18 protein-coding genes are annotated in these 18,885 nt (G+C 42.3%); 1 reads left to right on the forward strand and 17 read right to left on the reverse strand.

Annotation, left to right across the window (positions count from 1 at the left end; genetic code table 11):
- Positions 1 to 147: 147 nt before the first annotated feature.
- From hisIE to MKX73_RS03720, 14 genes are all read right to left on the reverse strand, one after another.
- Positions 148 to 765: a bifunctional phosphoribosyl-AMP cyclohydrolase/phosphoribosyl-ATP diphosphatase HisIE gene (gene hisIE / locus MKX73_RS03655; RefSeq protein ID WP_340716342.1), complete on the reverse strand. Its 618-nt coding sequence runs from the start codon at positions 763 to 765 to the stop codon at positions 148 to 150.
- Positions 762 to 1,520 carry an imidazole glycerol phosphate synthase subunit HisF gene (gene hisF, locus MKX73_RS03660; protein ID WP_340716343.1) on the reverse strand — a complete coding sequence of 253 codons (759 nt, stop codon included), beginning with the start codon at positions 1,518 to 1,520 and terminating at the stop codon, positions 762 to 764. The genes hisIE and hisF overlap by 4 nt, the downstream gene beginning before the upstream one ends.
- Positions 1,514 to 2,134 carry an imidazole glycerol phosphate synthase subunit HisH gene (gene hisH, locus MKX73_RS03665; protein ID WP_340716344.1) on the reverse strand — a complete coding sequence of 207 codons (621 nt, stop codon included), beginning with the start codon at positions 2,132 to 2,134 and terminating at the stop codon, positions 1,514 to 1,516. Before hisH ends, hisF begins: the two co-directional genes overlap by 7 nt.
- A complete protein-coding gene (gene hisB, locus MKX73_RS03670; protein ID WP_339173426.1) occupies positions 2,131 to 2,724 on the reverse strand; it encodes an imidazoleglycerol-phosphate dehydratase HisB in 594 nt (197 codons plus the stop codon). Before hisB ends, hisH begins: the two co-directional genes overlap by 4 nt.
- Positions 2,724 to 4,004 carry a histidinol dehydrogenase gene (gene hisD, locus MKX73_RS03675; protein WP_340716345.1) on the reverse strand — a complete coding sequence of 427 codons (1,281 nt, stop codon included), beginning with the start codon at positions 4,002 to 4,004 and terminating at the stop codon, positions 2,724 to 2,726. Before hisD ends, hisB begins: the two co-directional genes overlap by 1 nt.
- A gap of 14 nt (positions 4,005 to 4,018) precedes the next feature.
- Positions 4,019 to 4,642, reverse strand: a complete 624-nt coding sequence (gene hisG, locus MKX73_RS03680) for an ATP phosphoribosyltransferase (protein ID WP_008406420.1) — start codon at positions 4,640 to 4,642, stop codon at positions 4,019 to 4,021.
- A 4-nt stretch (positions 4,643 to 4,646) separates the two neighbouring features.
- On the reverse strand, positions 4,647 to 5,807 hold the full coding sequence (locus tag MKX73_RS03685; protein ID WP_340716346.1) for an ATP phosphoribosyltransferase regulatory subunit: 1,161 nt from the start codon (positions 5,805 to 5,807) through the stop codon (positions 4,647 to 4,649).
- Positions 5,808 to 6,067: 260 nt separating this feature from the next.
- Positions 6,068 to 6,598 (reverse strand): acyltransferase, encoded by a 531-nt coding sequence (locus tag MKX73_RS03690; protein ID WP_340716347.1) that lies wholly within the window; start codon positions 6,596 to 6,598, stop codon positions 6,068 to 6,070.
- Between the two features lie 2 nt (positions 6,599 to 6,600).
- Positions 6,601 to 7,242, reverse strand: coding sequence for a pyrophosphatase PpaX (ppaX, locus tag MKX73_RS03695; protein WP_340716348.1), 642 nt, complete (start codon positions 7,240 to 7,242; stop codon positions 6,601 to 6,603).
- Between the two features lie 361 nt (positions 7,243 to 7,603).
- Positions 7,604 to 8,476, reverse strand: a complete 873-nt coding sequence (lgt, locus tag MKX73_RS03700) for a prolipoprotein diacylglyceryl transferase (RefSeq protein ID WP_340716349.1) — start codon at positions 8,474 to 8,476, stop codon at positions 7,604 to 7,606.
- Between the two features lie 23 nt (positions 8,477 to 8,499).
- Positions 8,500 to 9,438, reverse strand: coding sequence for an HPr(Ser) kinase/phosphatase (gene hprK / locus MKX73_RS03705; RefSeq protein WP_340716350.1), 939 nt, complete (start codon positions 9,436 to 9,438; stop codon positions 8,500 to 8,502).
- Between the two features lie 172 nt (positions 9,439 to 9,610).
- Positions 9,611 to 9,922, reverse strand: coding sequence for a cytochrome c551 (gene cccB / locus MKX73_RS03710; protein WP_340716351.1), 312 nt, complete (start codon positions 9,920 to 9,922; stop codon positions 9,611 to 9,613).
- 51 nt (positions 9,923 to 9,973) lie between these two features.
- The gene (locus MKX73_RS03715; protein ID WP_340716352.1) at positions 9,974 to 10,828 is read right to left on the reverse strand and encodes a YitT family protein; all 855 of its coding nucleotides are present in this window, start codon (positions 10,826 to 10,828) and stop codon (positions 9,974 to 9,976) included.
- Positions 10,829 to 10,946: 118 nt separating this feature from the next.
- Positions 10,947 to 12,185: an EAL and HDOD domain-containing protein gene (locus MKX73_RS03720; RefSeq protein WP_340716353.1), complete on the reverse strand. Its 1,239-nt coding sequence runs from the start codon at positions 12,183 to 12,185 to the stop codon at positions 10,947 to 10,949.
- Positions 12,186 to 12,304: 119 nt separating this feature from the next.
- Between MKX73_RS03720 and MKX73_RS03725 the strand changes: the two genes are divergently transcribed.
- Positions 12,305 to 13,081 (forward strand): enoyl-CoA hydratase-related protein, encoded by a 777-nt coding sequence (locus MKX73_RS03725; RefSeq protein ID WP_079524453.1) that lies wholly within the window; start codon positions 12,305 to 12,307, stop codon positions 13,079 to 13,081.
- Between the two features lie 103 nt (positions 13,082 to 13,184).
- On the opposite strand, the gene MKX73_RS03730 is transcribed toward MKX73_RS03725, so the two are convergent.
- The 3 genes from MKX73_RS03730 to MKX73_RS03740 all read right to left on the reverse strand — a co-directional run bounded on the left by MKX73_RS03730 (position 13,185) and on the right by MKX73_RS03740 (position 18,759).
- Positions 13,185 to 14,306, reverse strand: coding sequence for a hypothetical protein (locus MKX73_RS03730; RefSeq protein WP_340716354.1), 1,122 nt, complete (start codon positions 14,304 to 14,306; stop codon positions 13,185 to 13,187).
- A 79-nt stretch (positions 14,307 to 14,385) separates the two neighbouring features.
- A complete protein-coding gene (locus tag MKX73_RS03735) occupies positions 14,386 to 16,359 on the reverse strand; it encodes a S9 family peptidase (protein ID WP_340716355.1) in 1,974 nt (657 codons plus the stop codon).
- Between the two features lie 849 nt (positions 16,360 to 17,208).
- A complete protein-coding gene (locus MKX73_RS03740) occupies positions 17,209 to 18,759 on the reverse strand; it encodes a fatty acid--CoA ligase family protein (RefSeq protein WP_340716356.1) in 1,551 nt (516 codons plus the stop codon).
- Positions 18,760 to 18,885 lie beyond the last annotated feature (126 nt).

The raw sequence follows: 18,885 nt of genomic DNA on the forward strand, positions 1-18,885 counted from the left end.
CATGCAAAAGTGGCGGTACTTTTACTTTTGCGTCGGGCCTTCCAAGTCTTGCGGCTCACACGATGCGAGTCATTTGGGGCATGCCACAAGGACGTGGCGTTTTGCCCTATCGGAGTTGGACGGGCGCTTTAGCACATTTGTTATTTGTTACTGTTTCTTTCCTTCATGGCGTTTTTGCAATACATCCAGTACTTCATAAACATTAACTTTTTGCTCTTGAAGCAGTACTAGTAAGTGATAAAGAAGATCTGCCGACTCCCATTTCACTTCTTCTGCATCGCGGTTTTTCGCACCGATGACAACTTCTGTAGCCTCTTCGCCGACTTTTTTACAGATTTTATCGATTCCTTTATCGAATAGATACGTTGTGTACGCCCCTTCAGGCATATCGATTTCACGTTGTTTAATCACTTCTACAAGCTGCGGAAGAATTGCGACAGAGCCCGGACGTTCATTTTCTACCAAGCTTTCAGTAAAGCATGATGTCGTTCCGTTATGACAAGCCGGACCAGCTGGAATGACTTCAATTACAAGTGCATCCTTGTCACAGTCTGTTTTGATCGAAACCACTTTTTGCGTGTTGCCGCTCGTTGCCCCTTTATGCCAAAGCTCCTGACGAGAACGTGAATAAAACCAAGTTTCATTCGTTTCAATCGTTTTTTGGAGTGATTCTTCGTTCATATAAGCTACTGTTAATACTTCTTTTGACTGTGCATCTTGTACTACGGCTGTAATTAAGCCTTGTTCATCGAATTTTATGTTCATCGTACACGAACCCCTTTTTCTTTTAAGTAGCTTTTCACTTCTGCTACGCTTGTTTCTTTATAGTGGAAAATACTCGCTGCCAAAGCAGCATCTGTATCAACATCCTGCAATACTTCACGGAAGTGTTCGGCATTCCCTGCCCCGCCGCTTGCGATGACAGGAACGGTTACCGCATCACGTACCGCTTTCGTTAATGCCAGGTCAAAGCCTGATTTCTCGCCGTCCTGGTTCATCGATGTAAGGAGAATTTCTCCTGCACCCAGTCGAACCGCTTCCTTTGCCCAGTCGACTGCTGTCCATGCTGTTTTATTGCGGCCGCCATGTGTGTAGACCATCCATGTTCCGTCTTCTTCACTGTACCTTGCATCGATCGCACAAACAATACATTGTGCCCCAAAGTAATCCGCGCCTTCTTTAATAAGCTGCGGGCGTTCCAGTGCTGATGTGTTGACCGATACTTTATCGGCTCCCGCACGTAAAATGCGCTTCATATCATCAATCGTTCGGATGCCGCCGCCTACCGTAAAAGGAATCGCCAATGCCGCTGCCGTTTGACGGACAACATCGACCATCGTTTCCCGGCCTTCGTGCGATGCGGAAATATCAAGAAATACAAGTTCATCGGCGCCCTGCTCATCATAAAATTTCGCTAACTCTACCGGATCGCCTGCATCACGCAATTCTACAAACTGTACCCCTTTTACAACACGTCCTTCTTTCACATCAAGACATGGAATAATTCGTTTTGTTAACATACGCCCTCTTTCACTCCCTGTGTCCAAGCCGTCAGTAAATATACTCCAAACGGCCCTGACTTTTCTGGATGGAACTGCATACCTGTAAAATTATCTTTTGCCACGATGCCCGGTACTTTCACGTGCTCATAATCAGCTGAGGCGATCAGCTCCATTTCATCGATGCCGCTCGCATAGTACGAGTGAACAAAGTAGACATGGCGTTCCTGCGGCAAGTCTTTATTATTTAACCACGCTGGTGTCTGGTTTAATTTCAGCTCATTCCAGCCCATATGCGGAATGCGTGTAACATCAGTAAAGCGCTGGATACGTCCTTTGAAAATGCCTAGACCTTTCGTTTGCACCACTTCATCGCTTTCCTCAAACATCAGCTGCATTCCAAGGCAAATACCAAGGAGCGGCTTTTTCGTCGTTTGAATGAAATCGATGAGCTTTGTTTCTTCCAGGCGTTTCATCGCATCCGGAAAAGCGCCTACTCCCGGCAGCACATAAGCATCGGCCGCTTCCAACTGTTCAATATCGCTTGAAACAATTACTTGCACATCCAATCGCTTCAATGCCTGTTCGACACTGAACAGATTGCCCATTCCATAATCAATTACACCGATCTTCACGTTAACAGCCCCTTTGTTGATGGCACACCTTTTACACGTGGGTCGATTTCAACCGCTGCATCCAATGCACGTGCCGTTGCTTTAAAAATCGCTTCAATAATATGATGTGTATTATGGCCGTAAGGAACGATGACATGCAGGTTAATGCGTGCTTCCAATGCAAACTTCCATAAAAACTCATGGACAAGCTCTGTATCGAAGTTTCCTACTTTCGCATTGAGTTCCGGTGTAACGCGGTATTCCAAATGCGGACGGTTTGAGCAGTCAACAACAACTTGTGCCAATGCGTCGTCCATCGGTACAAATGCTGTACCGTAGCGTTTAATTCCTTTTTTATCGCCTAATGCTTCACGGAATGCTTGTCCTAACACAATCCCGATATCTTCTGTCGTATGGTGATCATCAATCCATGTATCCCCGTCCGCCAGTATTTTGCCGTCAAACAATCCGTGCTTGATAAACAGGTCAAGCATATGGTCCATAAAGCCAACACCTGTCTTAATGTCGGCTTGACCTGTACCATCCAAATTGAGCTCTACTTTAATTTTTGTTTCATTTGTATCGCGATCGATTTTTGCAAAACGTGTCATTATTCTTCTCCTTTATTCCAGCCGCGCGATTCTACCGCTCTTGCATGTCCTTCCAACCCTTCAAGTCGTGCAAGACGCGCAATCTTCGGCGCATTTTGTTGCCAAGTTTTTTCGCTATAATAAACAACGCTCGTGCGCTTAATAAAATCATCGACATTTAAGCCACTTGCAAAGCGTGCTGTTGAGTTCGTCGGTAATACGTGGTTCGTGCCTGCAAAGTAATCCCCTACCGGCTCCGAGCTATAGCGGCCGATAAAAATCGCACCGGCATGTGTAATCATTTCCGAAACCTTTTCAGCATCTTCCGTAATGACTTCCAAATGTTCAGGTGCCAATGAATTAACAGCACGTACCGCATCTTTAATGGATTCCGCTACGTAAATATGACCGAAATTTTCAATCGATTTTCGTGCAATCGCCTGTCTCGGCAATTTCGATAATTGAATCTCGACTTGCTCTGCCACTGCATCCGCCAAGTCATCACTTGTTGTAATCAGAACCGCACATGCTAATGGGTCATGCTCTGCCTGTGACAAGAGGTCAGCAGCAATTTCATCGGCATACGCACTTTCATCCGCTAAAATACAGATTTCAGACGGACCGGCAATCATATCAATATTCACTTCACCGAATACTTCACGTTTCGCCAATGCTACGAATATATTGCCCGGACCTGTAATTTTATCGACAGGGGCAATTGTTTCCGTCCCGTATGCTAATGCAGCAATCGCCTGTGCACCGCCTACTTTGTAAATTTCCGTCACACCTAAAATATGTGCTGCAACGAGTACAGCTTCCGGCAATTTCCCGTCATTTCCAGCAGGTGATGTAATGACAATACGTTTTACTCCCGCAACTTGTGCCGGGATGACATTCATTAATACGGAAGAAGGATACGCAGCAGATCCGCCAGGTACATATAACCCTACTGCATCAAGCGGTGTAATCCTTTGACCTAAATACGACCCGTCTTCTAGCGGCAACTTGAAGCCCGTACGTTTTTGTTCATTATGATAACGGTAAATATTATCTGCCGCTTCCTGTAAATCGCCGTATAATTGCGGATCAAAATTTTTAACCGCTTCAACGATTTCACTTTCGGCTACGCGCAAGTGTTCAGGTGCAAAGCCATCCCATTTTTCACTGTAATATTTAATCGCCGCATCACCTTTTGTACGCACATCCTGAATGACTTCACGTACTGTTTGCAGCTGCTGTTCATTGCCTTGCTCGAGTTGGCGTTTTAAAGAAATATCATTATCCAAAATTGTTATTTTCATCTCGTTAGCCCCTCTTATTTCACACATTTTTTCAAGCGTGTAACTAAATCTTGAATGCGGTCACTTTTCATCCGATAGCTTACAGGATTTGCGATTAATCGGGATGAAACTTCGGCGATATGCTCATATTCCACTAAGCCGTTCTCCTTCAGTGTACGTCCCGTTGAAACGATATCGACAATGCGATCGGCCAGGCCAATCATCGGTGCCAGTTCAATCGATCCGTTCAGTTCAATGATCTCAACCTGCTCGCCGATTCCTTTGTAATACTTCATCGCAATATTCGGATACTTCGTCGCAATCCGCGGCGCAATTTCATTAATCGTTGTGTTCGGCAAACCTGCTGAAGCGATATAGCATTCACTGATTTTCAGATCGAGCAGCTCATGTACAGTTCGGCGCTGCTCAAGTAAAACATCTTTACCCGCAATTCCGATATCCGCAACCCCATGCTCGACATAAACCGGTACGTCCATCGGTTTCGCTAAAATAAAGCTGATGTTTTCCTCAGGTATTTCAATCATAAGTTTACGCGACATTTCCACTTCTTCAGGAAGGTTAAAGCCAGCCTCCAGCAGCATTTCATAAGCTTCTTCGAAAATACGGCCTTTTGGCATCGCAATTGTTAGCTGTGTCATTTATTTACGCCTCCCTGCTATTGTATTCATTAACGATTTTAAAGTGAGCTTTTAATGCTTCGATATTTTCGATGCCTTCATATGATTGGAAAGTCACTTGCTTTCCTTGTTCACGCAGCAGCTGTACTGCCTGTAGTGCTTCTGCAAAACGCTCAGCCGCGAACAATACAAGCACTTCATCTTTGTCGATGTTGATTTTCGGCATTGCTTCGAATACACGGTCAACACGCAAACCAAAACCTGTTGCACCTGTCTGCGAACCAAAATGCTGCATTAGGCCGTCATAACGTCCGCCGTTTCCTAACGGGAATCCGCTGCCAGAAGCAAACACTTCAAATAACATCCCTGTGTAATAACTCATATGGCTTGATAATGTGAAATCGAATGCGATGTACTCCTCATAACCGGCCGCATCCAATATTTTGGCCAAGTTCCGCATATATTCCAGCGCATCATTTTTGCGCACATATTTCTCCATTGCTTCGATTGAAGGAAGGCTGATCGCATCTTCAATATAGGCCAACAGTGCATCGGATTTTGTTTTCGGCAAATCAAATGCCAGTACCGCTTCTTCAAACCCGACGAAATTCCGTTGTACAAGAAGATCATTTAAATCATCTGCCTGTGCATCACTTTCTGTATAGTCCTTCAAAATGCAGCTCAATACACCTGCATGTCCGATTGTTACTTTGAAATCTGTAATTTGATAAGCCTTTACTAAATCGATTGCCGTCATGATCACTTCCGCATCGGCATACACGGAATTGTCACCAATCAGTTCAATCCCCATCTGATCAAATTCAGCCGGGCGACCGCCTTCACGCTGCTGTGCACGGAACACATTTGCAAAATAGGCAAGGCGTTGCGGAATTTTCTCTTTCAGTAATTTCGATGTGGCAACACGGGCAATCGGTGTTGTCATATCAGGTCGTAGTACAAGAGTATTTCCTTGGCTATCAACCAATTTAAAAAGTCGGGCATCGGAAATTGCAGATGCTTTTCCGACCGTATCGTAATATTCAACAGATGGTGTTTTTATAAATTCATAGCCGCGCTCACGTAGCAGTGTTCGTCCTGTTGAGCGGATCAGTTCAAGTTTTTCATAAATTTCCGGTAATGTATCACGCATTCCAAGTGGCTTTTCAAACATTTTAATCGATGACATTTTCACACATCCTAATTTTTGTACTTGGTTAAATTCTGTATACTGCACTTTAGTATACTAGAGTGTTAAATCACTAGTGTATGAAAGTATTTTACTGCTACTTATGTTCGTAGTCAATGGATTCATACAAATATTTAGTTTATTTAATTTTCTGATATATTTTTATATTATACATCATATTTTGCCAAATTAAGTTATGTGGCGGAAAAGACATAAAAAAATACCCATCTCCGCGTTAGTTGGAAATGGATATTTTACTTTTAATTTTGCCAAACCGGCTTATCGTTCTTTTTCCGTTCTGCCATTTGTTCTGCAGTAAAGATAATGCGCATCGGGTTGCCGCCTGCCATTGCGCCTGCCGGTACGTCCTTATGCACCAATGTCGCCGCAGAAACGATTGCCCCGTCTCCTATTTTCACTCCCGGTAATATCGTCGAGTTTGCACCAACCATTACATTGCTGCCAATTTCGACATCACCGAGACGGTATTCTTCTATTAAATATTCATGCGCTAAAATTGTCGTATTAAAGCCGATGATTGAATTATCCCCGACTGTAATACGTTCCGGAAACATGGAATCCGGCATGACCATCAATGCCAACGATGCCTGCTTGCCGATTTTCATTTTTAAAAACGTACGGTACAGCCAGTTTTTCCAAGCCATAACCGGGGTAACCCTTCCAATTTGGATGACAATAAAGCATTTCATCACTTTCCAAAAGGAAACGGTATTATAAACTTTCCATAATGAATTCGCACCTTGAACTTTGTAGCGTTCTGTTCTGCGCATGCCTACTCCCCTTTCACAATATCCAATAAATCACGCATATGATGAAGCATATAAGTCGGCTCATAGGACATTAAATAGTCGACACCTTTAGCAGACCACGCAACGCCCGCTGTTCGGACACCTGCATTTTTCCCGCCTTCAATATCATGCGAATTGTCGCCGATCATGATCGCTTCCTCTTTAGCGACGCCCAGCTTTTCAAGTGCTACTAGAACCGGCTCCGGATGTGGTTTCACATGCTCCACATCATCAAAACCGACAATGACATCAAAATACTGTTCGGCACAAAGTACTTTTAAACCGCGTGCAAGGCTTTCTCTTGCTTTCGTTGAAACAATCGCCAGTTTGATGCCTAAATTATGGAGCTCTTCCAATGTTTCGACTACTGCATCATAGCTTGTTACTAAACGGTCATGGTTGAGTGCGTTCCATTCTTTGTATTTCCCGATCATTACATCAGTTTCGCCCGGTGTCAGTTCGTCAAATGTCTGTTTTAATGACGGACCGATGAATCTCAGGCAGTCTTCTGTCGAATATTGCCCGGGAAATTTTTCGTCAAAAATATACATGAATGTCTGGATAATTAAATCATTTGTATTTAATAATGTGCCGTCAAAATCAAACAACAATGCTTTTGTTTTCATGCTGAAGTATGCTCCCTTTTAAAAAACCGCTCGCACTAATGCAAACGGTGTTAAATAGTATTTCCCTAAATGACGGTGATTTTTATTTCAAAAATTATCCCCTACATAATAGGGGGTTGATTTCCATTCCGGGGAGTACGCTTTCCGCGGGCGTGAGGCCAACAGGATGTTGGTCACAAAAGCGTTGCCACAGGACGTGGCGTTCTTAGCTTTTGTTCCTAGTCTCAGGCGTCACGCTATTCCCGCAGGAAACGCAGTTTGTAGCGAAAGGCGTTAGCCGTCAGCTACACTCGACTCCCCTCCATTCCAATCAACCAGCTTTTTTATTTATTTCGTTTAATTACTTAACATCTTACTAAAATTATTTCTTCTTGCTCTTCTTATTTTTACTATTATTTTTCGTCGCAGCCGGCTTTTCTTCATCTAAATAGTGGATAACCGGTTTTACTTTCATGCGGCGGTAAACAATGGCAATGATACCGACTGCGATACCGATAATCGAAACAACTTGTGCCGAGCGCAAATCGCCTATCAAGTATAGGCTGTCCGTACGCAAGCCTTCGATGTAGAAACGCCCGATTGAATACCAGATTAAATAGAAGAAAAACATTTCGCCGCGTCGCCAGTTTAATTTGCGGGCAAATAGCAAGATGATTAAACCGACCACATTCCATAATGATTCATATAAGAAAGTCGGATGTACATAGTTTCCGTCTTCCCGGATGTACATTTGTTCAATCAGCCAGTTTGGTAAAAATAGGCCTTCCAAAAATTCCCTTGATACAGGACCACCATACGCTTCCTGGTTCACGAAGTTGCCCCACCGTCCAATAATCTGACCAACAAGAATACTCGGTGCTGCAATATCGGCCAGTTTCAGGAAGCTCACTTTGCGCTTTTTCGTAAATATGTATGCTGTAATGAACGCCCCGATTAATGCACCGTGAATCGCAATACCGCCATTCCAGATTTGAATGATACTGCCTGGATGCTGGCTATAGTAGTCCCACTTCATCACAACGTAATATACACGGGCTGACAGGATAGAGATCGGAATTGCCCAAATGAGCAGGTCGGCGAAAAATTCCGGATCCAACCCACGGCGGACCGATTCTTTTTGTGCCAGGAAGTAGGCAATGAGAATCCCGACCCCGATAATGATTCCGTACCAGTTTACCGGTATCGGTCCTAAGTGGAATGCTACCGGGTTAATTGCTAATAAATTTGTAACCATAAACTTCTCCCTTCAACTACCTATTAATAATCGTCTATTTCATCATTCGGAACAAGCATATCGTCCAGACGACGTGAAAATTCCTCCGCTGCATTGACGCCCATTTTCTTCAGACGGTAGTTCATCGCAGCTACTTCAATAATTACCGATACATTTCGTCCTGGCTGAACTGGAATTGTCAGCTTCGTTACTTCTGAATCAATAATTTTCATCTTCTCCTCATCCAGCCCTAGACGATCATAAAACTTATCCGGATCCCATGTTTCAAGCTCTATTATTAATGTAATACGCTTGTACGGGCGCACCGCACTTGCACCGAACAGTGTCATAATATCGATGATTCCAATACCGCGAATTTCCAGCAGATGTTCCAATAATGGAGGCGGGAATCCAACGAGCATGTTTTCGCCTTCCTGACGAATTTCCACACTATCATCTGCCACTAACCGATGCCCTTTTTTTACAAGCTCGAGTGCCGTCTCACTTTTACCGACACCACTTTTCCCAATAATAAGAACACCAATGCCATATACATCAACAAGAACACCATGAATGGCAGTTGTCGGCGCAAGCTTGCTCTCCAAAAAGTTCGTCAGTCGGCTCGAAAATCTAGTAGTAGTCAGCTTCGTAACGAGCACAGGGACATGATTTTCATTCGATGCATCGATCAGTTCCTGAGGCACGTCCAAACCGCGCGAAATAATAATCGCAGGTGTTTCATCCGAACAAAGCTGCTTCATCCGGCTTCTTTTTTCCTTTTCAGGCAACATTTCAAAAAACGAGAGCTCTGTTTTACCTAACAGCTGAACACGGTCAGCTGGATAATGTGTAAAATAGCCGGCCATTTCCAAACCTGGGCGGGATATATCACTCGTCGTTATGTATCGTCCAACACCAGCTTCCCCACTGATCAGCTCCAAATTAAACTTTTCCATAACATCTTTCGCAATTACTTGAATCATAAATTTGGTACGCTCCTATCTTCTAGCATCTCCACTGTATTTTATCATGTCTATCCCATTTCCAATATATAACGCGCTTAGTTTTTTAAATTATCAATCACATCACTTGGCCATTCGCTTAAAAGGTAAAAAAAGATGAAGCGAATAAAGCTCCATCTTTCTTATGTATATATTACTTTAATGTTGATAAATACTCTGCAGCTGCTTCCGCTTTTTCGCCTTTTACAATCCCAGGAGGCATACGGTCTTTACCATTTAAAATAATATCCAAAATCTCTTCTTCCGAATACTTAGCCCCTAATTGATTCAACGCTGGCGCATTGCCGCCTTGTAATTGACCGCCATGGCATGTTGCGCATGATTGCTGTACAACACTTTTCCCGTCGATTTCAGCTGTTTCGCCGTTTGAAGCCGAATCATCTCCACCGCATGCAGCAAGGAAAATTACTGAACCGAAAACTAATGTAAGTAAACTCTTTTTCATTCTGAACCCCTCCAAAAATGAACTTCTATTCCACTACCGATTATAACAAACTTATACTTTTTTGAAACCTTCGCCCAGTACTTCATATGCGTCCGAAACGATGACAAACGCTTGAGGGTCAACGGTTTTCAATACTTGTTTCAACCTTGTGAACTCGGTTTGGTAAACAACGACCATTAATACCGGACGCTCCTCACCTGTATATCCGCCAAATGCCGGAAGCCTTGTAATCCCGCGATTGATCTCTTTATAAATCGCATCGCGCACATCCGTTTCTTTTTGTGTAATAATGTAAACCATTTTTGATTGGCTGAAACCTAGCTGTACAATATCAATCGTTTTTGTCGTGACATATAGACCAATTAACGCATACAGTCCTTTTTCAAGGTCAAACACAATGGCAGCACTGACCGCAATCAGACCATCGATGAACAATACACTTGTCCCTAATGTTAAGCCTGTATATTTCGTAATAATCTGAGCAAGCAAATCCGTCCCGCCAGTTGAAGCATTCCCTTTAAAAACAAGACCTATCCCTAAACCGACAACAATCCCGCCAAAAATAGCCCCCAATAACGGGTTCAGCGTCCAAGGATCCCAGCTCTCCGTTAATATAACGAAGAAAGGAAGGGCAATCGTACCAATAAAGGATTTAATGCCGAACTTTTTCCCTAGTACAAGCACACCTGCTATAAATAAAGGAATATTGAATGCATACTGAACAATCCCGGCATTCCATCCGAATATGCCATGCAAAATTGTACTGATTCCGCTTACTCCGCCGGATGCGACCTGGTTTGGAAATAAAAACACATTAAAGCCGAACGCAATGACCGCTGCGCCGACAATGACAAATACATATTCCATAACACTGTTTTTCACTGAACTCTGTGAGCTATATGTCATACAAATCCTCGCTTCTTTTGTAAATTCCATTGAATTATAACAAATCCTACATTAAATGAGAACTTCATCTAACTAAAGGAAAAGCGCCCCATAAAAGGACGCATTTTTCATGTGCTTATTATTGGATTATTAATGCTTCATCAACCCATGCTTTCACTTCTTCATAAATCGGCAGAAGCCCGTCGACAGGTATGTTTAATTGCCGTGCTAAAGGTACAGCATTTTCCCAGTCCAATTTCCTTAATGAAGCAGCAAGCTGTAAATACGGCGTCATCTCCGTATGTTCACCGGAGATTGTTTCCAAAATCGTTTCCGATAGCGGCAATTGTGTAACGATTGCATTCATCGGGCGTTTTAATAAGGAATCGATCAATGAAAACAGACCAACTAAAAAATACTCAGAGAAATTCTTTTTGTAATTAAGGCGGGCAATTTTTTCACATGCTTTTGCTCGGAACAAGGATGCATACATTAACTCCTGAAATACATCGTTATTTCGCTTCACGTCAGATTCACGCATCGCCAGTAAATATATCCATCTCCGCAACTCCGTTAACCCTAGCAATAAAATAGCCTGCTTAATCGAGCGGACTTTCGTTTTCGAACGTCTTGACGAACCATTGATTAATTTGAGCAACCGGTAGGATAATGAAATTTCCCGTTCAATATTGTTTGCCAATACATTTATATTTGCTTCATCATCCCGCAACAATGAGATGATCTGGAAATATTGAAACAGGTTTGCCGGTATATCAGTAGCCGTCAGTATTTGGGGTTTTTCAAAAAAGTAGCCTTGAAACAAGAAATACCCCGATTCTTTGGCTATTTCATACTGCTCACGCGTTTCCACTTTTTCTGCCAATAGTTTAATATGAGGAAATTTCTTTTTTATCGTATTTTCAATTGCCGCTCTCTCATTTTCACCTGTATGTAAAAAATCGATTTTTATATAATCAATGTGCCGAAAGAGCTCATCATAGATCAGAACTTCTTCATTAACGACAAAATCATCAAGCGCAATTTTATTTCCCGCATTTTTTAATTGTTTAAGCCGTTCGATTAACGCCATTGTAATCGGAATATCTTCCAATATTTCAATGACAATTTGTCCATGCTCAATAAAATCCACTGACTCCTGCATAATCAGGGTTTCCGTAAAATTAATGAATGATGGCTTTCCATTGGCTACTTCTTTAATGCCGATTGAAAGAAATGAATTGATTAGCAGCTCAACGGTTGCTGTATCTGCATCAATATTCGGAAACTGGTTGGTGTAATTATTTCGATACAACAACTCATAAGCTACGATTTCTTCATGTCTGTTAAATATAGGTTGTCGCCCAACAAATACTTCCATTTTGTAATTTCCCCAATACTCGTATATTTTCTCTCTATTTATTATGGAATTTGCTGTTATTTTGCAATTTTCCAATGTACTATAAAATTAGATTAACAAAATTCAAGGAGGCAGTAAATGTGAACACTGTAAAATACGAGCAAAAAGACTTTATTGCATATGTAACACTTGATCGCCCCGATATGTTAAACGCTTTTAATTATGAAATGCTGGAACAATTACGCAATGTTATTGAATCCATTCAAATCCACCCTGATATTCGACTTGTCATCATTACAGGTTCCGGTGATAAAGCCTTTTCGGTTGGTGCGGACTTAAAAGAACGAAAAACTTTGCCGGATACACTGGTGAAACGTAACTTAAACCGGTTCGGGGAAGTATTCACGCTCATTGAGCAACTACCGCAACCGACGATTTGTGTATTAAATGGCTATGCCTTTGGTGGCGGGTTAGAGCTTGCACTTGCTTGCGATTTCCGTATAGCGGCTGAAACGGTTTCCCTCGGCTTAACGGAAACAGGCTTAGGCATCATTCCGGGAGCTGGCGGAACACAGCGACTGCCGCGCTTAATCGGTGAAGCAAAAGCATTGGAGCTTATTTTGACAGCAAAACGAATGACAGCGCATGAAGCACTTGATTATGGTGTCGTTACAAAAGTGGCACCGGTCGAAAGTTTACATGAAGTGACGGCCGACTTTGCCGCACTTATTTTACGCAATGCGCCAATTGCCATCCAGCAGGCTAAATTTGCTGTAAAACAAGGGATGAAAACAGATATTCAAACGGGCCTTCAAATTGAACGAAAAGCCTATGAACTGACGATTCCTACCGAAGACCGCATTGAAGCACTGAATGCCTTTGCCGAAAAAAGAACTCCACAGTTTAAAGGAAGATAATTAACTAAAGAAATAGACTACCGCCCAACAATAAACTGCCGAAAGGGCAAGAACGTAGATTAATCAACAATCTTGCCCTTCTAATATGTGTTCAAATATTTGATCAGTATTCTTCTGCATTTTGATACCGCTCATACTCATCCAGATCGTAGCCGTATTTTGTTGCATAAATTAAACCCTTTTCCAGCAGGCTTTCACTGTATGATGAGTCAACGTTAAAATACTTTGCCAAATCTACAAATTCAGCCGGATTATTAATGAATGGCTCATACATTTCAAATACATCCTTCGCTTTATCTAATTGATCTGTTGCTATATAAGCATCAATGAGTGCCAATGAGACAAAAGGTGTATACACATTAAGTTTACCGTGCTCCTCATTTAATGCTTCAGCATACTGAATAAATCCTTCATGATTGCCTTGTAAATTTGTGGCTTCACGTATGTAACTTCGGTTAATTTCAAAGTTGTGATGAAATGTATCATACGGCTCGTCAATTAGGCGCGTCCACGCCTCCTGGAATGAAGTCTTTGCCGTTTGTTCCATCAAGTCTTTTAAAATATGATTTCCGTATTTCTCTATTAAATACATAGTGCCGTAAAAGCCTTGAATATAAATCGTATTACTATTTACCCCTTGCTCTGTCTCTAGTTGCGGGAATGGCAGTACGGTAAACATCGGTCCGTATTTCACCAGCACATGATTCATTAATTCATATTCGAACGTTAACGCTACCCCTTCATCCAGCCATTTCGGTATTTCTGTCGGCTCAATACCTAATGCATTTATATATTCCCAAAATAAGTGATGACTATATTCATGCGCAATTGTCGATACTAAATCTCCTGTAAATTGTCCATCAACTGCAATGGCTTTTACAGTCGGATTGTATATACCTAAATTATTTCCCCCTAAATATAAATTATAAATTCGGTTTTCAGGCAACGATACAAATAGGTCGACCTTCTCCGGATTGATGACATCAAACAGTAATGATGCACGATCCGTCACTTTATTGAGACTATCTTCTACTTCATTTACATCAACTGCTACATTTTTATTAAGAAGCACATCGACATCTTCCAATTTTAGTTCCGTATAATCTTCTCTATATGAAAAGATTAATTTAGAAGGTAAATGTGGGTTCAAAACTAAAAAAACACACCCCAAAATGATGATAAATAAAATGAATCCTGTAATTTTGGTGACTTTTGATAAGCGCAAAATACTCCCCCTCTCTCACTATTTGTAAAATAGCCAACTATCTAAAAAATAGATAGTTGGCTACTCATCTTAACATCTATTATAAATACTTCTCAAACCATCCTGTAATTTGCTCAAGTCGTTCTAATCGCAAGTTCGGGATGCCTGTACGTGACAGGTTATGGTCACATTCAGGGAAGCGGACGAAGCCGACCTCTTTGCCCATTTTCTTAAGCGTAATATAAAGTTGCTCTGCCTGCTCGATCGGGCAGCGGAAATCACGTTCACTATGCAAAATAAGGAGCGGTGTTTCCACATTAGCCGCATATTTCAGCGGTGAGTGGTGCCACAGTTTTTCCACATCGTTCATATCTGCGAGCATTTGCCATTCAGAGAAATAATAACCGATATCCGATACACCGTAGAAGCTGATCCAGTTTGAGATCGAACGTTGGGTAACAGCTGCTTTAAAGCGGTTCGTATGACCAACAACCCAGTTCGTCATAAAGCCGCCATAGCTTCCGCCCGTAATCCCTAGACGTGACTCATCGATCCATGCATAGTTTTCCAGCGCATAATCAACACCGGCCATAATATCTTCATAGTCCCCATCACCATAATTACCGCGCACACCGTCAACAAACTCCTGACTGTAGCCATGACTGCCTCGCGGGTTTACGTAAAGCACGCCATACCCTTTCGCCGCCAACAGCTGCATCTCATGGAAAAACGTATTCGCATATAAAGTATGCGGTCCGCCGTGCACTTCAACAATTAACGGATATGTTTCCCCTTCCGTATACTGTGCAGGCTTCATAATCCAGCCATGTACAGTTAAACCGTCCTTTGATGTATACGAAATCGCTTCCGGTTCAGACAGCGTCGTCTCCTGTAAAAACTTTTCGTTAAACGCTGTTAACTGCTGGCGCTCACCTGTTGTAATATCATAGTCAAACAGCTCCCCGGGGAATGTTCCATTGGATACCGTCATTAATGCACGGTTACCGTTTTTAAAAATCGCATAGCCGTATACATGCTCATTTTCCGGTGACGCAGGATATAGTGCCCCCTCCAATGTTGCATAATATAAGCGGATATCCCCTTCAGTCGATACTTGGAAATACAGATCATTGTTTTCCGTCCACACTACAGATGGCGCTGATACACCTTGCTGAATGTCTGCAACCGCATAATCACCAACCGGCAAGTCCAGCATATCCGTCAGCTTTTGAGTTGTTTTCGTATCTGTATCATAAATATAAACATGGCCATGTGTAGCATTTCTGAATGTATGATCCGAACCGCCAAATGCAATGTAACGGTCATCAAATGAAAACTCAGCTCCACCAAAGTAGCCATCCTCATCAATTAGTACCGTTTCTTCTTTCGATTCTACATCAACAAGGTAAAGCGGTGTACGGAACACATTATCCGTATTTTCTGCACGGTTCACACCGATCACCAATGTTTTCCCGTCATGTGAAATGCCCTGTAAGCTATGAGAATAATCGCCTTCTGTAAATGTATTTACTTCTTTCGTCGCTAAATCAACAGAAGCAATTTGTGTATAGCGGTCCTGCTTCAATAACCCGACACTGTCTGCTTTGTATTTCATTTTATCCACGACATAGGCTTTCGGGAATTTCGAATCTTCCTTTTCTTCCTCTTTCGTAATGTCCAGCCCTTTTTTCACTGTACTTGTGATCCAGACTTTCTCCCCACAAGGGCTCCATAAAAATGTATTGACGCCATTTGGAAGAGTCGTCATTTCCTGTGCTTCCCCGCCACGGCGGTTTAATATGTATAGTTGCTGTTTTTCATTGCGCTTCACTAAAAATGCGACCTTTTTGCCATCCGGTGACCACTCAGGATTCGTCACTCGCTCATTGCCGTAAGTCCATTGCGTTGTTTCACCTGATTCCAGGTCGATATGGAACAAATGCGCATTGTAATTATTTTCTTCTTTATTAATCTCTGTTCGTATAAAAACCGCCTCTTGCTCATTTGGCGCAAGTACCGGATTTGTAATGGATTGAATATCGAACAAGCTTTCTTTAGTAATTAACTTTGTCATTAAAACACCTCTTCATTTATTTCGATTCCCGTAATAACAATGTAACATCTTTTATTTGAAATTTCAAAATATAAATATATAAGAATAAAAGTTTAACCATCTACTCATAGGGATTCTTATTTAGTTCCGGTTTTCTTTTGGCGGGGCCGCATAGCAGCAGTAAAGGCACGCCGTAAACGTCGCACCTTTACTGCTGCTATTATTGCGGCTTGGGACTCCCGCCAAATCAATAGTTTCCGGCTCTAAACCATAACGCCCTATAGTCGGCGCTTACGGTGGTAGGCGCCGTTTCTACGTATAAAGTTAATCTTTCTCTATAAAAAAATTAAGAAGGCAGTTCCCTATAAGTACGCAAGGCGCCTTGCAAAAGCATAGCGCCTCCCGATATAAGCAACGATAGAAACAACGGAACCTTAGATTGGCGGGCGTTCCACAAAGCACGAAGAAAAGTCGCAAAGACATGTGCAACATGGCTTGGTGACTTTGTGCTTTGCCCGCCAATAAACACCGGTTCCCTATAAGAAGCTTTATAAGAACACTCCCTATACTTCAAACTATCTCCCCTTATAAGAAGGCAGTTCCCTATAAGTACGCAAGGCGCCTTGCGAAGGCACAGCGCCTCCCGATATAAGCAACGATAGAAACACCGGAACCTTATGATTGGCGGGCTTTCCACAAAGCACGAAGAAAAGTCGCAAAGACATGTGCAACATGGCTTGGTGAGTTTGTGCTTTGCCCGCCAAAGAACACCGGAATCCTATAAGAACCCTTATAAGAACACTCCCCCAACCGTACCTTATTTACCATTTTAAAAAACACCCGCCACAACGTATGGCAGGTGCTAGAATGTTATGTTCTTGCGATTTCTTTTAAAGAACGGCGCAGAATTTTACCTGTTGTGTTTTTCGGAAGCTCGTCCAAAACTTCAATAACAGTCGGCACTTTGTATTTCACAATACGGTCTGCACAGAACTCGCGAATCGCTTCGATAGTTAAAGTCGGATCCTTCAACACAACGTAAGCATGTACCGCCTCACCGAAATCCGGATCCGGGAAGCCTACGACAGCCGCTTCCACAATCCCTTCATGCGAGAACAATACCTCTTCCACTTCACGAGGATAAACATTGTAACCGCCTACAATTATCATATCCTTTTTGCGGTCGACGATGTAGAAGTAACCTTCCTCGTCTTTTCTTGCCAAGTCACCTGTATATAACCAGCCGTCGCGAATCGCTACAGCAGTTTCTTCCGGCATGTTGTAGTAGCCTTTCATGACATTCGGACCGCGTACGATCAGCTCGCCTACTTCACCAACGCCCACTTCATCGCCATTTTCATCGACCACTTTATTTTCTACATTGCTGATCGACTGTCCGATTGAGCCTGGTTTACGCTCACGGTCTGTCGGGTTGAAACAAGTAACCGGCGAAGCTTCCGATAAGCCGTATCCTTCAGAAATTCGTACATTGAACTTTTGCTCAAAGTTGTGCAGCAATGATACAGGTAATGAAGCACCACCTGAAATCGCCATACGAACTGTAGAAAATGCAGCAACATCCGCTTTGTCATATTGATAAAGGAAATTATACATCGTCGGAACGCCAGCAAATACCGTCGCTTTATAAGCCGAAATCAATTCGAAAATTTCTCCCGGACTAAATCGTGGCGCCAACAAAATCGTAGCTCCTCTTGTTAACGGTGAATTGACAACTACCGTTAATGCAAACACATGGAAAACCGGCAATGTTGCCACAACACGGTCTTCGGATGTCATTTTTAAGTAATCGCCAATATCTCTGGCATTTGAGAATAAATTATTATGTGTCAGCATGGCACCTTTCGGATGACCTGTCGTACCGGACGTATATAGAATAATGGCCGTATCATCCGGCGCGACTTCTACAGGATCCGTTGTACGTGCTGTTGTTGCTAAAACTTGTGAAAACAGCTTCGTCTTTTCTTTTGCACCATCTGAAAGCGCGGCATATTTTTCGCCGATGTCTTCTGTCGTTTCGCAAATGATATATTGTTCTACTTGCGGGAATCTATGCACCCCTGCTTCCACAAGCGGTAATAATAAATCAAGTGCGATGACAGCTTTTACATCACCATTTTGGATAATGTATGAAATTTCATCTGCTGTATAGATTGGATTAATCGGAATTGCCACAGCACCAATACGCATTGACGCGTATAAACTAATGATGAAATGCGGTGTATTTCCTAATAATAACGCAATATGGTCGCCCTTTTTTACACCTAAATCTTCCAAAGCAGCTGCAAAGCGTGCAACCGATTGCTCCAGTTCACCGTAAGATGTGCCTTTACCTAAAAAGTAGTACGCTGTTTTTTCTGGTTGTTCGAAAGCTTGTTGTCTTACCTTTTCAACTAAATTCAATACACCCATCCCCCTATGCGTAAAATGAAAAAATATTCACTCTATTAGCATTATAGAATAAGTATATTAATAAAACAATATGAAAATCTCGTTTATTCACAAATATTGTACTAAAATCATTTTTTC

The organism is Solibacillus sp. FSL W7-1436 (genome assembly GCF_038007305.1).
In the GTDB taxonomy this organism is placed as follows: domain Bacteria; phylum Bacillota; class Bacilli; order Bacillales_A; family Planococcaceae; genus Solibacillus.